Origin of the sequence: [Limnothrix rosea] IAM M-220 (assembly GCF_001904615.1) — a bacterium.
Taxonomy (GTDB): Bacteria; Cyanobacteriota; Cyanobacteriia; order Cyanobacteriales; family MRBY01; genus MRBY01.
The window spans coordinates 1-18,455 of sequence record NZ_MRBY01000043.1 but is presented as its reverse complement, the minus strand read 5'-3'; the positions used below and the strand labels follow the sequence as shown (position 1 = coordinate 18,455).

General features: G+C 44.7%; 18 protein-coding genes. 11 read left to right on the top strand and 7 right to left on the bottom strand.

Features of this window, described 5'->3' with window-relative positions:
• Positions 1-20: 20 nt before the first annotated feature.
• Together gloA and NIES208_RS14570 are read left to right on the top strand one after the other, a co-directional pair.
• On the top strand, positions 21-416 hold the full coding sequence (gene gloA, locus NIES208_RS14575) for a lactoylglutathione lyase (protein WP_075893713.1): 396 nt from the start codon (positions 21-23) through the stop codon (positions 414-416).
• 218 nt (positions 417-634) lie between these two features.
• Positions 635-868, top strand: a complete 234-nt coding sequence (locus NIES208_RS14570; RefSeq protein ID WP_075893712.1) for a hypothetical protein — start codon at positions 635-637, stop codon at positions 866-868.
• Between the two features lie 90 nt (positions 869-958).
• Here NIES208_RS14570 and NIES208_RS14565 read toward each other — a convergent pair whose 3' ends face one another.
• Positions 959-2,086 carry a TMEM43 family protein gene (locus NIES208_RS14565; protein WP_075893711.1) on the bottom strand — a complete coding sequence of 376 codons (1,128 nt, stop codon included), beginning with the start codon at positions 2,084-2,086 and terminating at the stop codon, positions 959-961.
• A gap of 278 nt (positions 2,087-2,364) precedes the next feature.
• On the opposite strand from NIES208_RS14565, the gene NIES208_RS14560 reads away from it, so the two are divergent.
• Complete coding sequence (locus tag NIES208_RS14560) at positions 2,365-3,516, top strand: pyridoxal-phosphate-dependent aminotransferase family protein (RefSeq protein ID WP_075893710.1); 1,152 nt, start codon at positions 2,365-2,367, stop codon at positions 3,514-3,516.
• Positions 3,517-3,960: 444 nt separating this feature from the next.
• Here the strand turns inward: NIES208_RS14560 and NIES208_RS14555 are convergent, their stop codons facing one another.
• The 3 genes from NIES208_RS14555 to crtE all read right to left on the bottom strand — a co-directional run bounded on the left by NIES208_RS14555 (position 3,961) and on the right by crtE (position 6,027).
• Positions 3,961-4,509, bottom strand: a complete 549-nt coding sequence (locus tag NIES208_RS14555) for an LCCL domain-containing protein (protein WP_075893709.1) — start codon at positions 4,507-4,509, stop codon at positions 3,961-3,963.
• Positions 4,510-4,640: 131 nt separating this feature from the next.
• Positions 4,641-5,096, bottom strand: a complete 456-nt coding sequence (locus NIES208_RS14550; protein ID WP_075893726.1) for a divergent PAP2 family protein — start codon at positions 5,094-5,096, stop codon at positions 4,641-4,643.
• Positions 5,097-5,118: 22 nt separating this feature from the next.
• A complete protein-coding gene (gene crtE / locus NIES208_RS14545; protein WP_075893708.1) occupies positions 5,119-6,027 on the bottom strand; it encodes a geranylgeranyl pyrophosphate/diphosphate synthase/geranyltranstransferaseCrtE in 909 nt (302 codons plus the stop codon).
• A gap of 206 nt (positions 6,028-6,233) precedes the next feature.
• Here crtE and NIES208_RS14540 point away from each other — a divergent pair, with 206 nt between their 5' ends.
• Positions 6,234-6,800, top strand: coding sequence for a Uma2 family endonuclease (locus NIES208_RS14540; RefSeq protein WP_075893707.1), 567 nt, complete (start codon positions 6,234-6,236; stop codon positions 6,798-6,800).
• An 81-nt stretch (positions 6,801-6,881) separates the two neighbouring features.
• Positions 6,882-7,004 (top strand): hypothetical protein, encoded by a 123-nt coding sequence (locus NIES208_RS19715; RefSeq protein WP_282956482.1) that lies wholly within the window; start codon positions 6,882-6,884, stop codon positions 7,002-7,004.
• 243 nt (positions 7,005-7,247) lie between these two features.
• On the opposite strand, the gene NIES208_RS14530 is transcribed toward NIES208_RS19715, so the two are convergent.
• Positions 7,248-7,427 carry a hypothetical protein gene (locus tag NIES208_RS14530; protein ID WP_075893706.1) on the bottom strand — a complete coding sequence of 60 codons (180 nt, stop codon included), beginning with the start codon at positions 7,425-7,427 and terminating at the stop codon, positions 7,248-7,250.
• A 208-nt stretch (positions 7,428-7,635) separates the two neighbouring features.
• Between NIES208_RS14530 and thrS the strand changes: the two genes are divergently transcribed.
• The 4 genes from thrS to NIES208_RS14510 all read left to right on the top strand — a co-directional run bounded on the left by thrS (position 7,636) and on the right by NIES208_RS14510 (position 13,216).
• On the top strand, positions 7,636-9,450 hold the full coding sequence (gene thrS, locus NIES208_RS14525) for a threonine--tRNA ligase (RefSeq protein WP_216349415.1): 1,815 nt from the start codon (positions 7,636-7,638) through the stop codon (positions 9,448-9,450).
• A 129-nt stretch (positions 9,451-9,579) separates the two neighbouring features.
• Positions 9,580-10,410, top strand: a complete 831-nt coding sequence (locus tag NIES208_RS14520; protein WP_075893704.1) for a mechanosensitive ion channel family protein — start codon at positions 9,580-9,582, stop codon at positions 10,408-10,410.
• Positions 10,411-10,466: 56 nt separating this feature from the next.
• On the top strand, positions 10,467-11,783 hold the full coding sequence (locus NIES208_RS14515; RefSeq protein WP_075893703.1) for a methylglyoxal synthase: 1,317 nt from the start codon (positions 10,467-10,469) through the stop codon (positions 11,781-11,783).
• Positions 11,784-12,211: 428 nt separating this feature from the next.
• Positions 12,212-13,216, top strand: a complete 1,005-nt coding sequence (locus tag NIES208_RS14510; RefSeq protein ID WP_075893702.1) for a D-Ala-D-Ala carboxypeptidase family metallohydrolase — start codon at positions 12,212-12,214, stop codon at positions 13,214-13,216.
• Between the two features lie 524 nt (positions 13,217-13,740).
• On the opposite strand, the gene acsF is transcribed toward NIES208_RS14510, so the two are convergent.
• Entirely contained in the window at positions 13,741-14,820 is a 1,080-nt protein-coding gene (gene acsF, locus NIES208_RS14505) for a magnesium-protoporphyrin IX monomethyl ester (oxidative) cyclase (RefSeq protein ID WP_075893701.1), read from the bottom strand.
• A 200-nt stretch (positions 14,821-15,020) separates the two neighbouring features.
• Complete coding sequence (locus NIES208_RS14500; RefSeq protein WP_075893700.1) at positions 15,021-16,400, bottom strand: hypothetical protein; 1,380 nt, start codon at positions 16,398-16,400, stop codon at positions 15,021-15,023.
• Between the two features lie 223 nt (positions 16,401-16,623).
• Between NIES208_RS14500 and thrC the strand changes: the two genes are divergently transcribed.
• Together thrC and NIES208_RS14490 are read left to right on the top strand one after the other, a co-directional pair.
• A complete protein-coding gene (gene thrC / locus NIES208_RS14495) occupies positions 16,624-17,937 on the top strand; it encodes a threonine synthase (RefSeq protein ID WP_075893699.1) in 1,314 nt (437 codons plus the stop codon).
• 81 nt (positions 17,938-18,018) lie between these two features.
• On the top strand, positions 18,019-18,294 hold the full coding sequence (locus NIES208_RS14490; protein WP_075893725.1) for a MoaD/ThiS family protein: 276 nt from the start codon (positions 18,019-18,021) through the stop codon (positions 18,292-18,294).
• The last annotated feature ends 161 nt before the right edge of the window (positions 18,295-18,455 follow it).

Sequence of the window (18,455 nt, the reverse complement as noted above, 5' to 3'; positions counted from 1 at the left end):
TTTATAGAGACCCCAAAACCATGAAAATGCTACACACCATGATTCGCGTGGGAAACCTCGACGAATCGATCAACTTTTACTGCGATGTCCTCGGCATGAAACTGCTCCGCAAAAAGGACTATCCCGGCGGTAAATTCACCCTTGCTTTTGTGGGCTATGGCGACGAGAAAGACAATACCGTTATCGAACTTACCCACAACTGGGATACCGACAGTTATGACCTTGGCAATGGCTTTGGTCACGTGGCTCTGGGCGTTGATGATATTTATGGCACTTGCGAAAAAATCCGCGAACTCGGTGGCAAAATCTCCCGCGAACCCGGCCCGATGAAGCATGGCACAACAGTGATTGCTTTTGTTGAAGATCCTAACGGCTACAAAATCGAGCTAATTCAAATGAAAAAAGACACGGTTTAAATTTATAGCTTCATTTCAGGTAGTTGAATCGAAGGGATTCGGTAAGCTATCTGAATAAAAGTAACCATCTAAAATTAAATCATGCAATATTGTGACGGGGATCATGTTGTTAGGTACACAGCGATCGCCGAATACTCACACAGAGTTCTGTAGTGTTATACAGACATTTTTGTATAAAACAAACTATGGAACCTATTCTTAGCAGCTCAAGACGATTTATGACTTTTCCACCGCAGGACGAAGATTATTCAGTGTTGTGGATGGATCAGGGAGTCCCAAAAAAAATTGGAACATTACCCAGAGACATTGATGCCGAAGAAATCCCTCAATTGCTGAACTTTCTTGAAACAATACATAACTTAGGAGTAGAAAAAGGAAAGCGAATAGGAAAAAAAGAAATTTTCAACTATTTACAGCAGCAATGTCAAAGCCTAGAGAATGCAGATCAGTAACTTTCATCAGCCTAATGAAAAATAAAATATAAAAAGCTAGTGGCGATCATTTTTGATAATCGCCACTCTTAAAAACTTCACAATCTCAGTCTAAGCAGATGCGTCGGCAGTTTTATTTTTGCGGCGTTTTGTCCAACGGTAGGCAACAAAGCCACTGAGTCCAAGGGCTAAAAAGATCATAATTGGGCTGTGCAAAACAATTGAAATGAGGATTGTTGCGCTCGATAAAATTGCGGCAAGGATAAACGCGACAAATCCTGACGCATTTCGGCTGAGTCCGCCAATAAATGGAATAAAGTCAAGCACAACACTTAAGGGTTCAACCATCATGGTTAGGCCAATCCACATCATGCCAAACCCTACGCCGCGTAAAATCCAAGTCATTGTTTTGTGGGAGGAGGCAAGGGAGGCGATCGCCTGTTCACGGGTTCCCTTTAGGAGACGATAAACAGAAATACCGCGAATTTTGTGGGGTGATAGATTCTGTGGCGCTGAAAATTCCCCAAAAACCGTAGTTTGAATATTGCCAGGTAGCGCCTTGTAGCTAAGGCGTATATCACCAACATTAGGAGCTTGTAGCGTCCCTGTGCCGAGAAAAATATAGTTACCCGATTGCTGAGATTGATACTCTGGCGAAACATTTTGGGGCGAAAGCTTAACGTTGTCTGAAATCGGATAAGACAAATTCGCTAAATCTAATTTGAAATCACCAACATTGGCTGTCCTCACTTTCAAACTAGCATCATCAATAGTTTTAGTTGGATTTTTATGACCAGCAGGCCGCTCAAAACCAGAAGAATTAGCAGGGTTACTCTCCCATTGCTTTGAATAGGAATAAGTCGTCGTTTTTGTTTCGGAGCCACCTGTATTTTTTTTCGTTTCCGTTTGGGTATTTTCTACCCACGCAAACATTTCTGAGCGTCGTCTCAGAGCGATATAATCGCCCGCACTCAAATAGGGGTTATCGCCAAGGGTTTCAGGGCTGGCTAAAGTGCCAGTGACGGAAACAAATTCGCCAATATCGACTGTCGGCACACCTGTGGCTGGAATTTCAGTGGCCTTTTTTACCACCTTCGATAAATCAACTCGTCCCTCATTCCAGTACAAAACACCAAAGGCTGCCAAAAACAGCACAATGCCTAAGAACACACCAATAATGGAGTTTTTAATGCGCTCAAAATAACCTGTGGTTTCCGTTCTAACGACTTGATCACTCATGGCGAAAGCTAAATTTTTATGGTGGTGAGTTGATTTAAAAAATGATGATTTTAGGATAGGTCTTAGGTGATAAATTTTCGAGTTTTGTGATCCTTTGCAACCATCTGTAACGTTGTCTGACCTCTGTTTGGCAGGATGTTACTCTTCGTGAATGTCTATGAGGAGAATCAATTCTTGATTTGGGCGATCCCATAGGATAGGATTTAGCTCTGCAAAACCATCGAACCCTATTGGGTGGCGGCGTTCTCAGACAAAATTTATGTGAGGAAAAATAAACCATGGAAGACAAACATATGTTGATGATTCCGGGGCCAACACCGGTACCGGAAAGCGTCCTCTTGGCGATGGCAAAGCATCCCATCGGTCACCGCAGCGGAGCCTTTAGCGAAATTATGGCGGAGGTAACCGAAAATCTCCAGTGGCTCTTCCAAACGAAAAATGATGTGTTTTGTCTCGCAGCTAGTGGTACTGGCGCGATGGAAGCTGGTTTAATTAATTTCCTCGACTCTAGTGATAAGGTTCTTGTCGGCACTAATGGTAAATTCGGCGATCGCTGGGCAATTATTTGCGAAACCTACGGCATGGATGTCGAGCGTATCGAAGCACCTTGGGGAGAAGCTCTCGATCCAGAAGCCTTTAAAGCAAAATTAGCAGCGGATACTAATAAAGAAATTAAAGGTGTTGTGGTCACCCACTCTGAAACATCGACAGGTGTTTTAAATGACCTTGAAACCATTAGCGGTTACGTCAAAGACCATGGCGCATTAATGATCGTCGATTCTGTCACCAGCATGGGATCTTGCAATGTCCCCGTTGATGAATGGGGTCTAGATGTTGTTGCTACCGGCTCCCAAAAAGGCTTTATGTTGCCACCGGGTTTGGGTTTTGTCTCCGTCAGCGATAAAGCTTGGGCGGCCTACGAAAACGCCAAAATTCCTCGTTTTTACCTTGATTTAAAATCAGCGAAAAAGAGCCTCGCGAAGAATACAACGCCTTTTACACCGCCAGTGAATCTGATTTTTGGTTTACAAACAGCATTACAAATGATGAAGCGAGAGGGCTTAGAAAATATCTTTGCCCGCCACGCACGTCTCACCGAAGCGACTCGCGCCGCAATCAAAGCTCTTGGTCTCAAAACCTTTGCGCCGGATAGCAATGCCAGTAAGGCTGTGACATCTGTTGATCCTTCGCCCATTGGTGCTGAGGATATTCGGAAGGCGATGCGATCGCAGTTTGATATTGCTTTAGCGGGTGGTCAAGATGATTACAAAGGTAAAATTTTCCGCATCGGTCACCTTGGCTTTGTCCATGAACGGGATGTCATCACGGCGATCGCCGCGCTCGAAGCCACATTACAAAGTCTTGGTCATACAGATTTTGAAGCGGGTGCTGGTCTTAAAGCTGCGGCCAGTGTGTTTCAACAATCCTAATTTATTGTTGTCAATCCAAATCATGATTTAGGTCTAATTTTGCCTAACTTTCTAGTAAAGTTGGGCTTTATTTTTTTTGATTGTTGTTTATAGCTGTAGTCGGCAAGATTAGTAGGGGTTTAACAGATTCAACCTTTATAGAATAAAGCTTCAAAATTTATCAAATGTCTTAATCTTGATGACTTTGACTATGTAAAAAAACGGTTATGGTTAAGGCTAGCCAGATTAGTATAAGTCCGTTTCTCTAAAGGTTTTCGGTGCAATTCTTTCACCCGAATACACGTTGATTCCCTAGAAGTATTGCCATGGTTTCTTTCCTAATCGCCGCCATTATTGGCAGAAAAAAAATCCTCCTCCCTAGTAGATAACGAAAGAGAAAGATTTTTTTATTTTTTTATCAGCGCGTTTTATCAGCGAGTTGTGAGAGTTGAGTTGTGAAATTGGTTATTCGGTAGCCTTCACAAAGCGAAAACTCCCACTCCAAGAGCCATAACTGTTGGTTTCAATGCCGTGGCGATCGCTCCCTTCATAATAGTTTTGCGACCCCATGAGCTCTAGGGTGATATTGCCGCCGCTCTGGGCATCTAGGTGACCTGCATGGACAGCGGCAGCGCAAATAGAGGAGCCATCGGTATAGATATCTGTGCCCCATACAGGTTGATCCGCATTGCCGGGAGGGCAGTTGAAGCTGAAATATTGTCCAGATTTGCCGCGTAAATTAAAGTCGTTTGGGGCGGTGTCCCAGTTAATGGTGGAGTTGCGGGCAACACTTATATCTGGTTTATGGTGAGCAAAGGATTCTGTCGGTTGGTGGTGGGAAAGGGATTCTGTTGGTTGGTGGTGAGTAATGACCTCAGCAGGGTGGTGGTGAGCAATGAAGTTCGCTGATGGATGAGGGGAAACAGAGGTGGAGGGTTGCTGGTGTGCTACTGCGATACCTACCGTGGTGCAAGTGGCGATCGCCGCAAAACTCAAAGCCGCAGAATATTTCATAACAAAAAGTTGGTCAAAAAAATGAAGATAGCGTGAAAATTAGGGGCATCAATTCTACTTCCCTATATGCAACTTACTAAAATACAAGCAAAAAATCTGCTTTGAATAAAGTACTTGATCGTTTTGTTGTGTTATGCAAATCGTGTGCTGGCGATAAAGGCAATAGAAATACCGAGGGACAATCCCACAAGCACCTGTACGGGGGTATGACCTAAAAGTTCTTTTAGTCGTTCTTCGCTGAACTCTTTTTCTTGGAACATATCCTCTACAATTTGATTGAGGATTTTTGCTTGCTTTCCGGCAGCCTGACGCACTCCAGCGGCATCATACATGACAATCACCGCAAATAAACAGGCGATCGCAAACTCCGACGTATCCCAACCTTTGGCCTGTCCCACACTAGTCGCTAAAGCACCCACAAGGGCTGAGTGGGCACTGGGCATCCCACCAGAACTAAACATCGAGCGAATATTAACCCTTCGATGACGAATTAGGTCAATGGGGACTTTGAGGAGCTGGGCAGTGACACAGGCGACCAGTGCGACAATTAAAATTTGGTTGTGGAAAACCGAGTTAAGTTCTTGCATGATACTTTGGCTGTCGTCAGGCTCAATTTTTGCGGTTAACAATGTATTCAGCAAGGGCTTTTAGCGGAGCCGCTCCTTCACCATACTCCCCTAGGGAGGCGATCGCCTCCTCAGTAAGCCGTTGAGCTTCAGCTTTAGACTTTTCTAAACCCCAAATACTCGGATAAGTTGCCTTCTGGGCATCAAGGTCTTTCCCCGCCGTTTTCCCTAGCTCTTCTGCCGTCTGGGTGATATCAAGAATATCATCGACAATCTGGAATGCGAGACCAATATTTTGGGCATATTTTTGCAGCTTCAAAATTTCTGCCTCCGTTGCACCCGCTAAAATTGCGCCCGATGTCACACAGACTTCCAGCAATGCCCCAGTTTTATGGGTATGAATAAAGGTAAGGGTTTCCTCAGTAATATCTGTCTTTCCCTCTGACTGAAGATCGACCACTTGACCGCCAACCAAGCCTTCTGCACCGACCGCTTGACCGAGACGAATCACCACCTGCAACAACCGTTCCGCAGGGACATTTTTGGTGCGAGCCACATATTCAAAGGCGTAGGACAGCAATCCATCTCCCGCCAAAATCGCAATATCTTCACCGTAAACTTTATGGTTTGTGGGTTTACCGCGCCGCAAATCGTCATTGTCCATGGCGGGTAAATCGTCGTGAATCAGCGACATGGTGTGAATCATTTCCAAGGCACAGGCTGTATTCATTGCCATCTCCGCTGTGCCACCGAGCATCTCACAGGCTGCTAAACATAAGATGGGTCGTAAACGCTTACCACCTGCTAGTAGGGAATAGCGCATCGCCTCATAGACAGTGACAGGCTCGTCAATCACCACAGACTGATCAAGGGCGGCTTCAACAATGGTCTTTTTTTCTTTGAGGTACTGATCCAGAGAGAATTCCTGTTCCTGAGCGTCTGCTACTACCATTTCTATGTTTTGGGACTGATGATTTTTTCAAGATTATTCTACAATTCTTTGTCGCCATCTTTGATCCTGCAAGGCGATCGCCTTGCAGGATATTACGTTTTCTGAGGGAAGATTAACGAACTTGATTTGTTGTCAGGAATCTTGTCTTTTGGGAGTCGCTAAAATAATGGCATCGTTGCGCACTATCGAGATTTAAGGGAGAACGTATGGCACAGAAAATCCACGGCAAAGTGCTTACCCTGACTGAATTTTTGCAACAACCTGAAACTACGCCTGCTAGCGAATATCTCGACGGTCAAATTATCCAAAAACCCATGCCCCAAGGCAGGCATAGTCTGCTCCAAGGTGAACTAGTGCCATTCATTAATGGGGCAGTGAAACGGCAACGGATCGCCCGCGCTTTGCCAGAGCTGAGATGTACTTTTGGCGATCGCTCTGTTGTGCCAGATATTGCCGTCTTTCGGTGGGAACAGTTGCCCCGCGATAAAAATGGGGAAATTGCGAATATATTTAGTCTGGCTCCTGATTGGACAATTGAAATTTTATCGCCGAGCCAAAGTCAAACTAAAGTCACCAAAAATATTGTGCATTGCCTCAAATATGGCACTCAGATGGGTTGGCTGATTGATTCTCACGAACGAACTATCTTTGTCTATCAACCACGCCAAGAAATGGCAGTGTTTGATCAATCAAATGATTCTCTGTTAATGCCAGATTTTATGGATGGGCGAGCTTTAACGATTGGTGAATTATTCGGGTGGCTTTCAGAGTAAATCCTAATCATAGAGGAGCAAAAAATAATTAGAATTACGAATTAAAATTAAAACAATCGCTTCCAACTGGAGTAGAAAACGATGGAAACTATCCAACTAAAACAGGCGATCGCCCAAATTTCCGAACTTTTAGAGAAAGCATTTACTGGCGAAGAAATTATCATCAAAAAAATGATCAAGAGTCGATCAAAATTTCGCCTCTGATCCTTGTAAAACAACGCCCACTTTTATTCGGGTCTGATCAAGATCTTATTTGGATTGCCGATAACTTTGACGAACCACTGTCAGACTTTGAATGGTGATCGCCATTATTTATTCTTTGGTTTTTAAGAAAGCTTTGAAAGATGGTTTGTGCCAAAACCATGCCATCCAATCGCTGTAGGAAACAGTCTTTTGCTTAATACCTGACCCGATGTCTAGGTCTAATTGATGTCGGTCAAACCAACCTCATCGTACAAACTGAATCTCGCCAGACCACAGGACAGAATTATCTTCTGCATAGATTGTGAGGCGATCGCCGTTTTTGAGGAAAACCAGTTCATTTTGGTCGGTATCAAAAAAACAGAATTCGATACGACCTTCCCAACGCTGCTCCCCATAAGCTTCTAAATGACCTTGGCATGCCATAATTTGCTGCTGAATCGTGTTTATCCATCTTGTCCCATCCCCAATTAAACCTTTTTCAATCAGTCTTACTTGTTTGAGAAGTCCAGCGAATGCCAGAGAAATTCAGGAAAAATACCGTAACCATGGATAGAGAGAACGCAGAACGGATACCATGGATAAGTTCAGAACAACTTTTGTAGAAGAAAATATCCAAGGAGAGAAAGTGAGCATGGCTGAAGCGAATGGTGATCAACATGAACCCATGAAACTTCCGAAAACCAGTGAATCGGAGAATTTAAAGCGCATTCGTCACACGGCATCCCACGTGATGGCCATGGCTGTACAAAAGATTTTCCCCGATGCACAGGTGACCATTGGTCCTTGGACGGAAAACGGTTTTTATTACGACTTCGATAAAGAAGAACCCTTCACTGATAAAGATCTCAAAACCATCAAAAAAGAGATGGTGAAGATCATCAAGAAAAAGTATGCAGTTGTGCGGGAAGAGGTTTCTCGCGAGGAAGCAGAAAAGCGCATCAAGGAAATCAATGAACCCTACAAACTCGAAATCCTTGAAGGTCTCGAAGAACCAATCACGCTCTATCACATGGAGGATAAGTGGTGGGATCTTTGTGCTGGCCCCCACGTCGAAACGACTGGTGAGCTAAATCCGAAGGCGATCGCCCTCGAATCGGTAGCGGGAGCCTACTGGCGTGGTGATGAAAATAATCAACAGCTCCAGCGGATTTATGGCACAGCTTGGGAAACCCCAGAACAGCTCAAAGAATACAAACGCCGTAAGGAAGAGGCCCTCAAGCGGGATCACCGTAAATTAGGTAAAGACCTCGGTTTATTTTTGTTTTCTGATGTCGTTGGCCCTGGTTTACCCCTCTGGACTCCCAAGGGAACTTTGATTCGGTCTACCCTCGAAAATTTCCTAAAGGACGAACAGACTAAGCGCGGCTACCAAGGCGTTGTCACTCCCCACATTGCGCGGGTTGATCTATTTAAAACATCTGGTCATTGGCAGAACTATCGCGAAGATATGTTCCCCATGATGGCGGAAAGCGAAGAAGCGAAATTGGCAGAACAGGGCTTTGTGATGAAGCCGATGAACTGTCCTTTCCACATCCAGATTTATAAGGATCAGTTACGTTCCTACCGTGATTTGCCGATGCGCTTGGCGGAATTCGGTACGGTTTATCGCTATGAGCAATCCGGTGAGTTGGGTGGTTTAACCCGTGTGCGCGGCTTTACCGTGGATGACTCTCACCTCTTCGTTACGCCTGATCAGCTTGAGAAAGAATTCTTTAACGTTGTTGATCTGATTTTGACGGTCTTTAAGAGTTTACAGCTCAAAAATTTCAAGGCGCGTTTGAGTTTCCGCGATCCCAACTCCGACAAATATATTGGTTCCGATGAGGTTTGGGAAAAGGCGCAAAATGCCATCCGTAAAGCGGTGGTAGATCTTGATATGGAGCACTTTGAAGCGGAAGGGGAAGCGGCATTCTATGGCCCTAAGCTGGACTTCATTTTCCAAGATGTACTGGAGCGGGAATGGCAATTAGGAACAGTTCAAGTGGATTACAATCTCCCCGAACGCTTTGAGCTGGAATATGTCAATGAAAGCGGCGATCGCCAACGTCCTGTAATGATTCACCGTGCGCCCTTTGGATCTTTAGAACGTCTCATCGGCATTCTCATCGAAGAATATGCCGGAGATTTCCCATTGTGGCTAGCACCGGAGCAAGTTCGTATTCTTGCCGTCGGCGATGACTTCCTGCCCTATGCCAAAGAAAAAGCAGCAGCACTCCAAGCCCTTGGGATTCGTGCCGTCGCTGATACATCCGGCGATCGCCTCGGTAAACTCATTCGTAACGCCGAGAAGCAAAAAATTCCCGTCATGGCAGTCGCTGGCGCAAAGGAAGTTGAAGCCAATAGCTTAAGCATTCGTACCCGTGCCTCCGGTGAATTAGGAGCTTTGCCCATGGCAGAAGTGGTTGAACGTTTGGTAGAAGCGAATACAAACCACACCAATTTCTAGACCCTTAACCACAACATTTTCTAAAGAAAAACATTCAGTCTCCGCACTATCTCTAACCTGCGGAGACTTTTTTATAACTACTTTTTTTCGCTATGCTTATGCCATCTATTTCATCTTGCGCTAACCATTGTGGAAAAATATTTGGATAAAGCCATTGAGCTTGGCATAAATTTTGGTGTCCGATTTGTCACTGCTGTTGTGATTTTGGCAGTCGGCTTACTCCTCGCTAAAGTTATCCGTGGTTTTGTCAGAAAACTCATGTCAAAGGCAAAGGTTGATGCCACCATTACTCAATTTATCGGCAACCTAGTCTACATTGCTTCTATCGCGATTGTGGCGATCGCCGTCCTCGAACAAATAGGGATTTCTACCACCTCCTTTGTGGCGGTGCTTGGTGCTGCGGGTTTAGCTATTGGTTTAGCATTACAAGGCTCCCTCAGTAACTTTGCCTCCGGTTTTTTGTTAGTTATTTTCCGTCCATTTAAAGTCGGTGATGTGGTAGAAATTAGTGGAGCCACAGGAAAAGTTGAAGAAATTTCTCTGTTTACAACAACATTAAATGCCTCTGATAACAAAAAAATCATTATCCCCAACGGCAAAGTTTATAACAATAATATTATTAATTTCACGGCGAATACAACCCGCCGAGTCGAGCTTATATTTACGATTAGCTATGAAGATAATATCGACCAAGCCAAACAAATTTTCACAGAGGTAATTAGTAAAGAAAGGCGTATTTTATCTGAGCCAGCACCCAAAATTTCCATCTCTGAGCTTGGTGAGCGAGGTGTTTTATTTAATGTGAATGTCTGGGTAGACAGCAGCAATTATGGTGCAGTGCGTGAACACATTACTGAACAGGTAAAAAAGACATTAGATCGCAAAGGTTTTACTATTCCTTCTTCTCAACAGGATGCCTATCTTTATCCTTTGAAAATGCTCAAAAAAATGTTCTTTTAGAGTATTAATCAATTTAAGGTTTTGGGCATAAATCATAGAATCTAGAGGCAAGAATCATGTCGATATGTGTGGCGCTCATTGCCCATGACAACAAAAAAGCAGAGATTGTTGAACTGGCAAAGAAATACGAAGCTGTTTTTTCCCGTTATGACTTGATTGCGACCTATGACACGGGCAAACGCATTGAAGAGGCGACGAATCTCAAGGTTGCATGTCTAGCGAGCGCCATACAGGGTGGCATTTTACAGATTGCTGCTCGTGTGGTTACAGGCGAGGTGGAAGGGGTAATTTTTCTGATGGATGCTGTTACGCCCCAACCTAATGATGTGGATCAACGGGCTTTGCTCCGAATTTGTAATTTCTACGATATTCCCCTAGCCACAAATTTAACGACAGCAGAATTGTCAATTCAGGCGATCGCCAAACGTCGGGAAGCATATCTCATTTTTAATCCAGTGGCAGGACAAGGTAACCCGGATCAGGACTTGGCCTTAATTTTAAAAATTCTCGAACCCCAAATGAATCTCCATGTCATTTTTACGAAGCCTGAGGTTGATCCAGTAGACCAAGCAAAAGAGGCGATCGCCACCATTCAGACATTACAAGCAGAAGATGAGCAGGGCTGCATTATTGCGTCCGGTGGTGATGGCACAGTGTCGGCGATCGCCGGCGTGACCATCGAGACAGGCATTCCTTTAGGCATAATACCGCGCGGGACGGCCAATGCTTTTGCTGTGGCACTAGGTTTACCAACCAACTTAAAACGAGCCTGTGAAACCATAGCAGCAGGCAACACACGTATGATTGATGCCGCCTATTGCAACAATATCCCCATGGTTTTATTAGCTGGTGTCGGCTTTGAAGCAGGGATGGTCACCAATGCCAACCGCGAACTCAAAAATCGCTTGGGTAGTCTGGCATATATTTTGTCAGGAGCACAGCAATTTTTCACCCAAGAAGATTTCAACGCAACCATTGAACTAGATGGCCAAATCTTAGAAGTTAAAACAGGAGCAGTAACCGTAGCAAATGCAGCCCCCACAACATCAATTATGGCGCAAGGCTTTGGCCGCGTTATTCCAGACGATGGTTTGCTAGAGGTCACAATTCCCGTTTCAAGTAATTTATTACAAGGTTTAAATTCGTCTTTAAAATTATTAGCTTCTGCCCTTGTCAAGTCCCAAGATAATCAGAAAAAACAAGACCAAGTTGAAGACAACAATCTCGTTTGTCTACGCACAAAAAAAGTCAAAGTTACCACCGATCCAGCACAGCCCCTAGTCGTTGACGGCGAAATCCTAGAAGCCAACCCCATTGAATTCACCTGTATTCCTAAAGGTCTCACTGTATTTGCCCCTCTTCAAACTGTTTAGGACATGACATGCAAATTGAATAACTCACCCTAGATTCTTTGAACCATCAATGTCGTATCCATTAAAATCAAAAAGGAGATCTTCTGTTTTTTTCAATCAAGAAAGATTGAGGTTCCAATGGAAAACTAGAATCTGTCACTTAACCAAAAACATTTCGTTTATATAGAAACTCAAAAACCCATCTAGATGTCCCAGCCTCAACCTAATTTCAGCTCATTCTACGGTTGAACAGAGTGAACGCCATTTCCACTTGAACAATTCACCACTAATTAAAACAGCAGCAAAATCATGATCCCTAAAACTGTGGCGATCGCCATTAAGAACCAATAAAAAAAGTATCAACTTTGCGTTGACTATCTTTACGTTATGCGCCGTGGTCTGACTCGTTCGCTACTATCAAGAAAATAAAGCGAAAAAAAGGTCAAGCCATGAACAAACCGCAAATTACTAAGGCCATTTTACTTAAAGACGTGCAAGAAATAGACACAGTAAAATGGGTTCAAGCAAGGCTCGCAGACGGAAAATATTTAGAACAAAGCGATATAGACGGTGTCGCCGGAGCAAAGACGATCAGCGCTTTACGAGAATTTAAAGAAGAACTGCTGCTCGCTTATCCTGAGGCGATCGGCGCTGGCACCATTGATGCCCTAGAAAAACTTTCCCCCAAATCTTCCAACTCCCAAGAATATATTCCCCAAATTACCAAAGCAATTCTTCTCAAAGATGTCAGCGATCCCAAAATCATTACATGGGTGCAATCAAAACTCGCAAACGGCGGCTATCTTGCTCCAAGCGACGTAGATGGAATCGTCGGAGCCAAGACTATCGGTGCTTTACGACAATTTAAAGAAGAAAGCTATTTAGCTTATCCAGAAGCCCTAGGTGGTAGCACGATTGAAGCACTAGACGAGCTGATGCCCAAACACGAAATTTCCGAGCAAAAACAGGGACTTGAATTACCCATCAGCGGTAATGCTGGGACAAAAACAGGCAAATCACGAACTTTACCCATCGTTGGTTTAATCTACGAAAACGAAATGATTGTCCCCAATAGCAATATCACATGGGGCGAAATGACCAGAGGCTTTACGCGACTACCCATGGCAACAAACCAGTTCGGCAGTGAAGAGCAAATTGTGAAAAATATGATTGCCACAGCGAAAGCCTTTGGTAAAGTGCGCCAAAAATTCGGCTCGCCCATTCGCATCACGAGTGCCTATCGCCCCCCCAACCTCAGAATTGGTGCATCGCGATCCCAGCACAAATACGCCCGCGCCCTTGATATCAGTCCCATGAATGGTAATTATCAAGGTTTATTGAACGCCGTTAAAGCTGTACCTGAAATTAAAGGGATTGGTATTGCAGGCCCCCATAAAGGTTTTTGGCATATGGATATTCGGCCGATCGCCAGACGTATTACGTTCGGATACTAACGATGGCGCTCAAAACGATAGCCCGCATTACCCTCAGCCCTGTTTGTTGTACACAAATATTTTTAGTTTGCTCTGAGGCCATAAGATAACTCCAAGCACCATTTTTGTCGGTAAATTGTTCTAACAAATCACCATCATCTTAGAATTCAATCATCTTTAGGGCACTCATTTCGCTTGTCTTACTTATACTAATTTTTAAAATTAGAGCCCTAGCCAAGACTAGCAAGATTAGAACAAAAGCCTTGGGGTTCAAAGGCCGGGAATTTGTAAAAATTTAGCGCAGTAAACAAAATCTGTGGAAAAAGCCCCGACTTTATAGTCCTAAACTTACTGGCTTTGACTCTACAAATAAGTAAACCGAAATCCTTATTTTATAAGCGATTCAAGATTTCATTTATAGAGTCTTCAAACTCATTTGGTATGACTTCTTAGGCGCAATGACCACACCAATAGAAAATCTCCCCATAGCTATGGGGAGATCTTAAACTTTTACAAAATAAACTTAATTGAGTCCAGACCGCTATCTAGCGAACTGTACCTTCAAGCTGATCAACACGAATAGGCTTCATGAAGTACAAGCTAATTAAATTCGTTGCATTTGAAACATACTTAGGCAGCTTTTTGAGGAACTTCACAGGTGCAGGTGCTTCAGAAGAGGCAATCTCGCGCAATTTCTCATTGTTACTGACACAAGTTTCAAGGCGCTCATAAAACTCAGGCTTCTCCACATCAAGAATAATGGGGAAGACACGACCAGCAGTATTATTTGTCTCGTAGATGACTTCCTTATCAAACTGACGGGCATCGAGGCCGAGGGACTCATAGAAGCCAGAACGCTGAATATCGTTGAGATACATCGTTGCAAATACAGAAAGCAGGAAGAAACGACACCAGAGACGCGCTTTCCAGTCGTTAAGGATACCGGGCTGGGTCTTCATCAAAGCGTCGAAAAAATCACCGTGACGATTTTCGTCCTGACACCAGTTTTCAAAGAACTTAAAGATGGGGTAAATCTGATCCTGGGGATTCTTTTCGAGGTGACGATAAATTTTGATATAACGCCAGTAACCAATCTTTTCAGAAAGGTAAGTTGCGTAGAAAATGAACTTCGGCTTAAAGAATGTGTAGCTGCGGCTCTTCGTGAGAAAACCAAGGTCGAGGGACAGATTGAAGTCTGTCATGGCTTTGTTGAGGAATCCAGCATGGCGCGCTTCGTCGCGGGACATGAGGGTGAAGCCTTCAGCCAAAAGGGGATTTTTGTCTTTGAGACGACGACCTAGTTCCTTGTAAAGAAGAAAACCAGAGAATTCGGCAGTACAAGAGCGCTCTAGGAACTCGACAAATAGTTCGCGCGTTTTGCCTTCGATGCTGTCAAAGGATACATCAAAGGATTCGTCACGGACAAAGTGGTGGCGGTTGTAGTCTACGCGGAACTCTTCGATGATGGCTTCCATCTCTTCTTCGTTGACGGACAAATCCATCTTTGCCATCTCGTCGAAGTCGGTGGTATAGAAGCGGGGTGTGAGGATTGTTTCCTTTGCTGGAACTTTAACGCCGGGGCGTAGCTCATCTGCTCCAGAGGGTTTGTTAACAGTACTTACCATATCTGTAATTTATTGCGTCCGTATTAAAACAGTGAGTGGTATTCGCCGACTCGGTGCAACCACTATAACTGGTCGTATTTGGTTAGGTTACAGTTTAACAAGCCTATGTGGAGGCTTTAAACCCTTTTGTGTGAATAGTTTATACACATTGTTACAAAGTATTTCAGTTTGTCTCTGGGCGATCGCCTTTTTTTGGGGTATCAAGGTTGTATTGGAGAATCAACGGCTATGTGGTCGGCGAGGTCTTCGAGGGCTGTTGCTTCTGATTGGTCAATGATTTGCCAGAGTAATGTGTAGCCGCCGTCGAGCCATTGTTTTACGGGTTTAATGGCGACTAAAACGTCATAGCTATCTGGGTCAGCTAGTAGGTTTAATTCTTTAAAGCGATGGCGGGGTAAGGGTTCGCCTGTGAGGATTTCTTCGGCAAAATCGTATTGGATGAGGCGCACTAGGTAGAGGTGATTGAGTTGTATTGGTGCGGTACTTGGCGATCGCTGGTCTTTTTGGAATAGTAAGCGCCGTTGTTCCTGTTGTAGGGCTGCAAAGGTTGTGGGGGATTCGTACTCGGTTAGGGGGACGGCAATGTCGAGATTTTGGATATTGTCAAAGTCTGTTGCGCCGAGATCCACAATTAATCCTATGTTGAAAGATTCTGGGACAAATTTAAGCATGTCATCTTCAACGAGCAGGGGCAAGTTGGGGAAGGGTGCTGTTTCGCCTAAGGTGGGAAAGGGAAATTTCTCTAGTAATTCTGGTTTGAGACTGCTGGCTTGGTAGTTTTCTTCGTAGGCAGCCCTCGGCATTAAGCGGGTTAGGCCTGTGTTGGGCTGTGCTAAAAAGTCGGCATGCCATGTATATTCTTGGGCGACGGGTACGTATTGGTAGCGTGTGGTGGTGGTTGTAAAGGTAGTGTCTTCTGTCAGGGTAAAACTGCTGGGAAGACTGGGATTTAATGTTAATAGAGCGTTTTTTTGATGGGCGATCGCCTGAATTGTTTGGGGGAGAGGGGCGATCGCCGGACGAGTAATATCCCCTTGATTTTGGGCAGGTTTGGCATCCTCGATCACCAGCACATCAAAGGTATCCTGCTCACTTTGCCATGCTTCTTGGGATGTGAGGCTGGGGGATAGCAAAGGATCACCACCGGAACGATTGAGCACACTAGATTCTGCATTCCCCAGTTTGCTTTGGCGTTGCTCTGTTGCGGCCAGCAGTTGAAAGAGTAATGGGCGGGAGTTGGATAGGGTGCAATAGATGTTGAGTTCTGCGCCGTCTAGTTCTTGTCCGGTACAGTTTGGAGTTGAGCTAGTCCCAAATCGCTCTAGGTAGGTATCGAGCTTGCCGATATGGAAAAACAGTTTGCGATAACTGCCCTGCACAAAGCTGATTTTAGTGCTGTAGAGAGATTCTTCCACTGCCGTGAGCAACTCAATTTGCTCCTGAGCCAGACTGACGGACTGTTCCCAGCCCGCATCGTAAAACGTTGATTTACCATTCTGGGCGATCGCCGGGGTTGCTATCGATGTCGCCAAAACAGTCATAAAACCGCCAATTAAGCCATTTTTTAATAATTGATTCACCAAACGTCTCCTACTTCACCAAGCAACGCCACAACACAAGCTCAATTGTAAAACTTCTTTTTTAACTCCCCTTTAAAAGTTTGCCCAAACATCGGGCGATCGCCGACAACACAAAGAACAGAACCAATCCCGACTATTTTCATCGGGTATAGTTGACGTAGGGATTTTTACTGATTACTATTGCTTTCAAGCATTCAGCATTCATGGAAACGGAGAAAAAATTATGGTTCAGGCACCTATTAATCACGACGCTCTCAAAACCCTAGACACAGCGAACTTCACTAATCTCGCTTGTAAAGAGTGTGGCGCGGAATACGAAGCAGAAGCAAAGCACGTTTGTGAGTTTTGTTTTGGCCCCCTCGAAGTTAAGTACGACTACGAGAAAATCAAGAGTAAAGTTAGCCGTGAAACAATCGAAGCGGGTCCTAACTCCATTTGGCGTTACAAAGAATTTTTGCCCGTTGAAACTGACACGCCCATTGATGTCGGTACAGGCATGACTCCCCTGCTCAAAGCAAACCGTTTAGCGCGTCGCCTCGGCCTCAAGGAGCTTTACATCAAAAACGATGCGGTGAATATGCCCACGTTGAGCTTCAAAGATCGTGTGGTATCCGTTGCTCTAACCCGTGCCCAAGAGCTGGGTTTTTCTACCGTTTCCTGTGCAAGTACTGGTAACCTTGCCAACTCCACTGCGGCGATCGCCGCCCATGCTGGTCTCGACTGTTGCGTCTTTATCCCTTCCGATCTTGAATCAGGAAAAGTCCTCGGTACGCTAATCTACAACCCCATTTTGATGGCAGTTCACGGTAACTACGACCAAGTCAACCGTCTCTGCTCTGAAGTCGCGAACTCCAAAGGCTGGGGCTTCGTGAACATCAACCTCCGTCCTTACTACTCCGAAGGTTCTAAGACCCTCGGTTACGAAGTAATTGAGCAACTCGGTTGGGAACTCCCCGACCATATCGTTGCGCCTCTCGCTTCCGGTTCTCTCTTCGGCAAGATTTACAAAGGCTTTAATGAATTTGTTGAAACTGGTCTGGTAGAAGCCAAAGATGTCCGCTTCAGCGGTGCACAGGCAGAAGGATGTTCTCCGATTTCCCAAGCCTTTAAAGAAGGTCGCGACTTTATCACGCCTCAGAAGCCCAACACGATTGCCAAGTCCATTGCAATTGGTAATCCTGCGGACGGTGTCTACGCCCTTGAAATTGCCCGCAAGACTAACGGCAACATCGAAGATGTAACTGATGCAGAAATCGTTGAAGGCATGAAGCTCCTCGCGGAAACAGAGGGCATCTTCACTGAAACTGCTGGTGGTACAACAATCGCTGTGCTCAAGAAGCTTGTGGAAGCTGGCAAAATCAATCCTGACGAAAAGACTGTTGTGTACATCACTGGTAACGGTCTCAAGACTCAGGAAGCAGTACAAAACTCCGCTGGTGAGCCTTACACCATCGATGCGAACCTCAGCTCCTTCGAAGCAGCTCTCGACCGTGCGCGTACCCTTGAGCGTCTAGATTGGCAAGAGACTTCTGTATAATTGCCTTTCTGAATTGGGTGAGTGTTTTCTTTCTTGCCCAGTTTTCTATTGTTTACCTATTTAAAGTTTGTCCTATTTGAAATGGCCGTTAAAGTTTTAATCCCCACTCCTCTTCAAAAATTCACGAAGGATCAACCAACCGTTGAATGTGATGGTTCTTCTGTTAAAGAATTGCTCGATTCCCTAGAAGCAAACTGCCCTGGTATCAAAGCTCGTCTTTGTGATGACCAAGGTAAGCCTCGTCGTTTCCTCAATATCTATGTCAACGAAGAAGATATCCGCTTCCTCGATAATGTAGATACTGCTTTAAGTGATGGCGATGAAGTTAGTATCGTACCTGCGGTAGCTGGCGGCTAAGGTTTTAAGTAATAACCATGAATGCTTGGCGCGAGGAGAGTTCTACTTTCCTCGTTTTTTTATTTTTGTAAGGAAAGGATAAATAAAAAACAGCCTACACTTACTGTAACGTGAGTTTTGCTTAAGCATGCTCGGAAGTACGACGCGGTGAATGGGAGAGC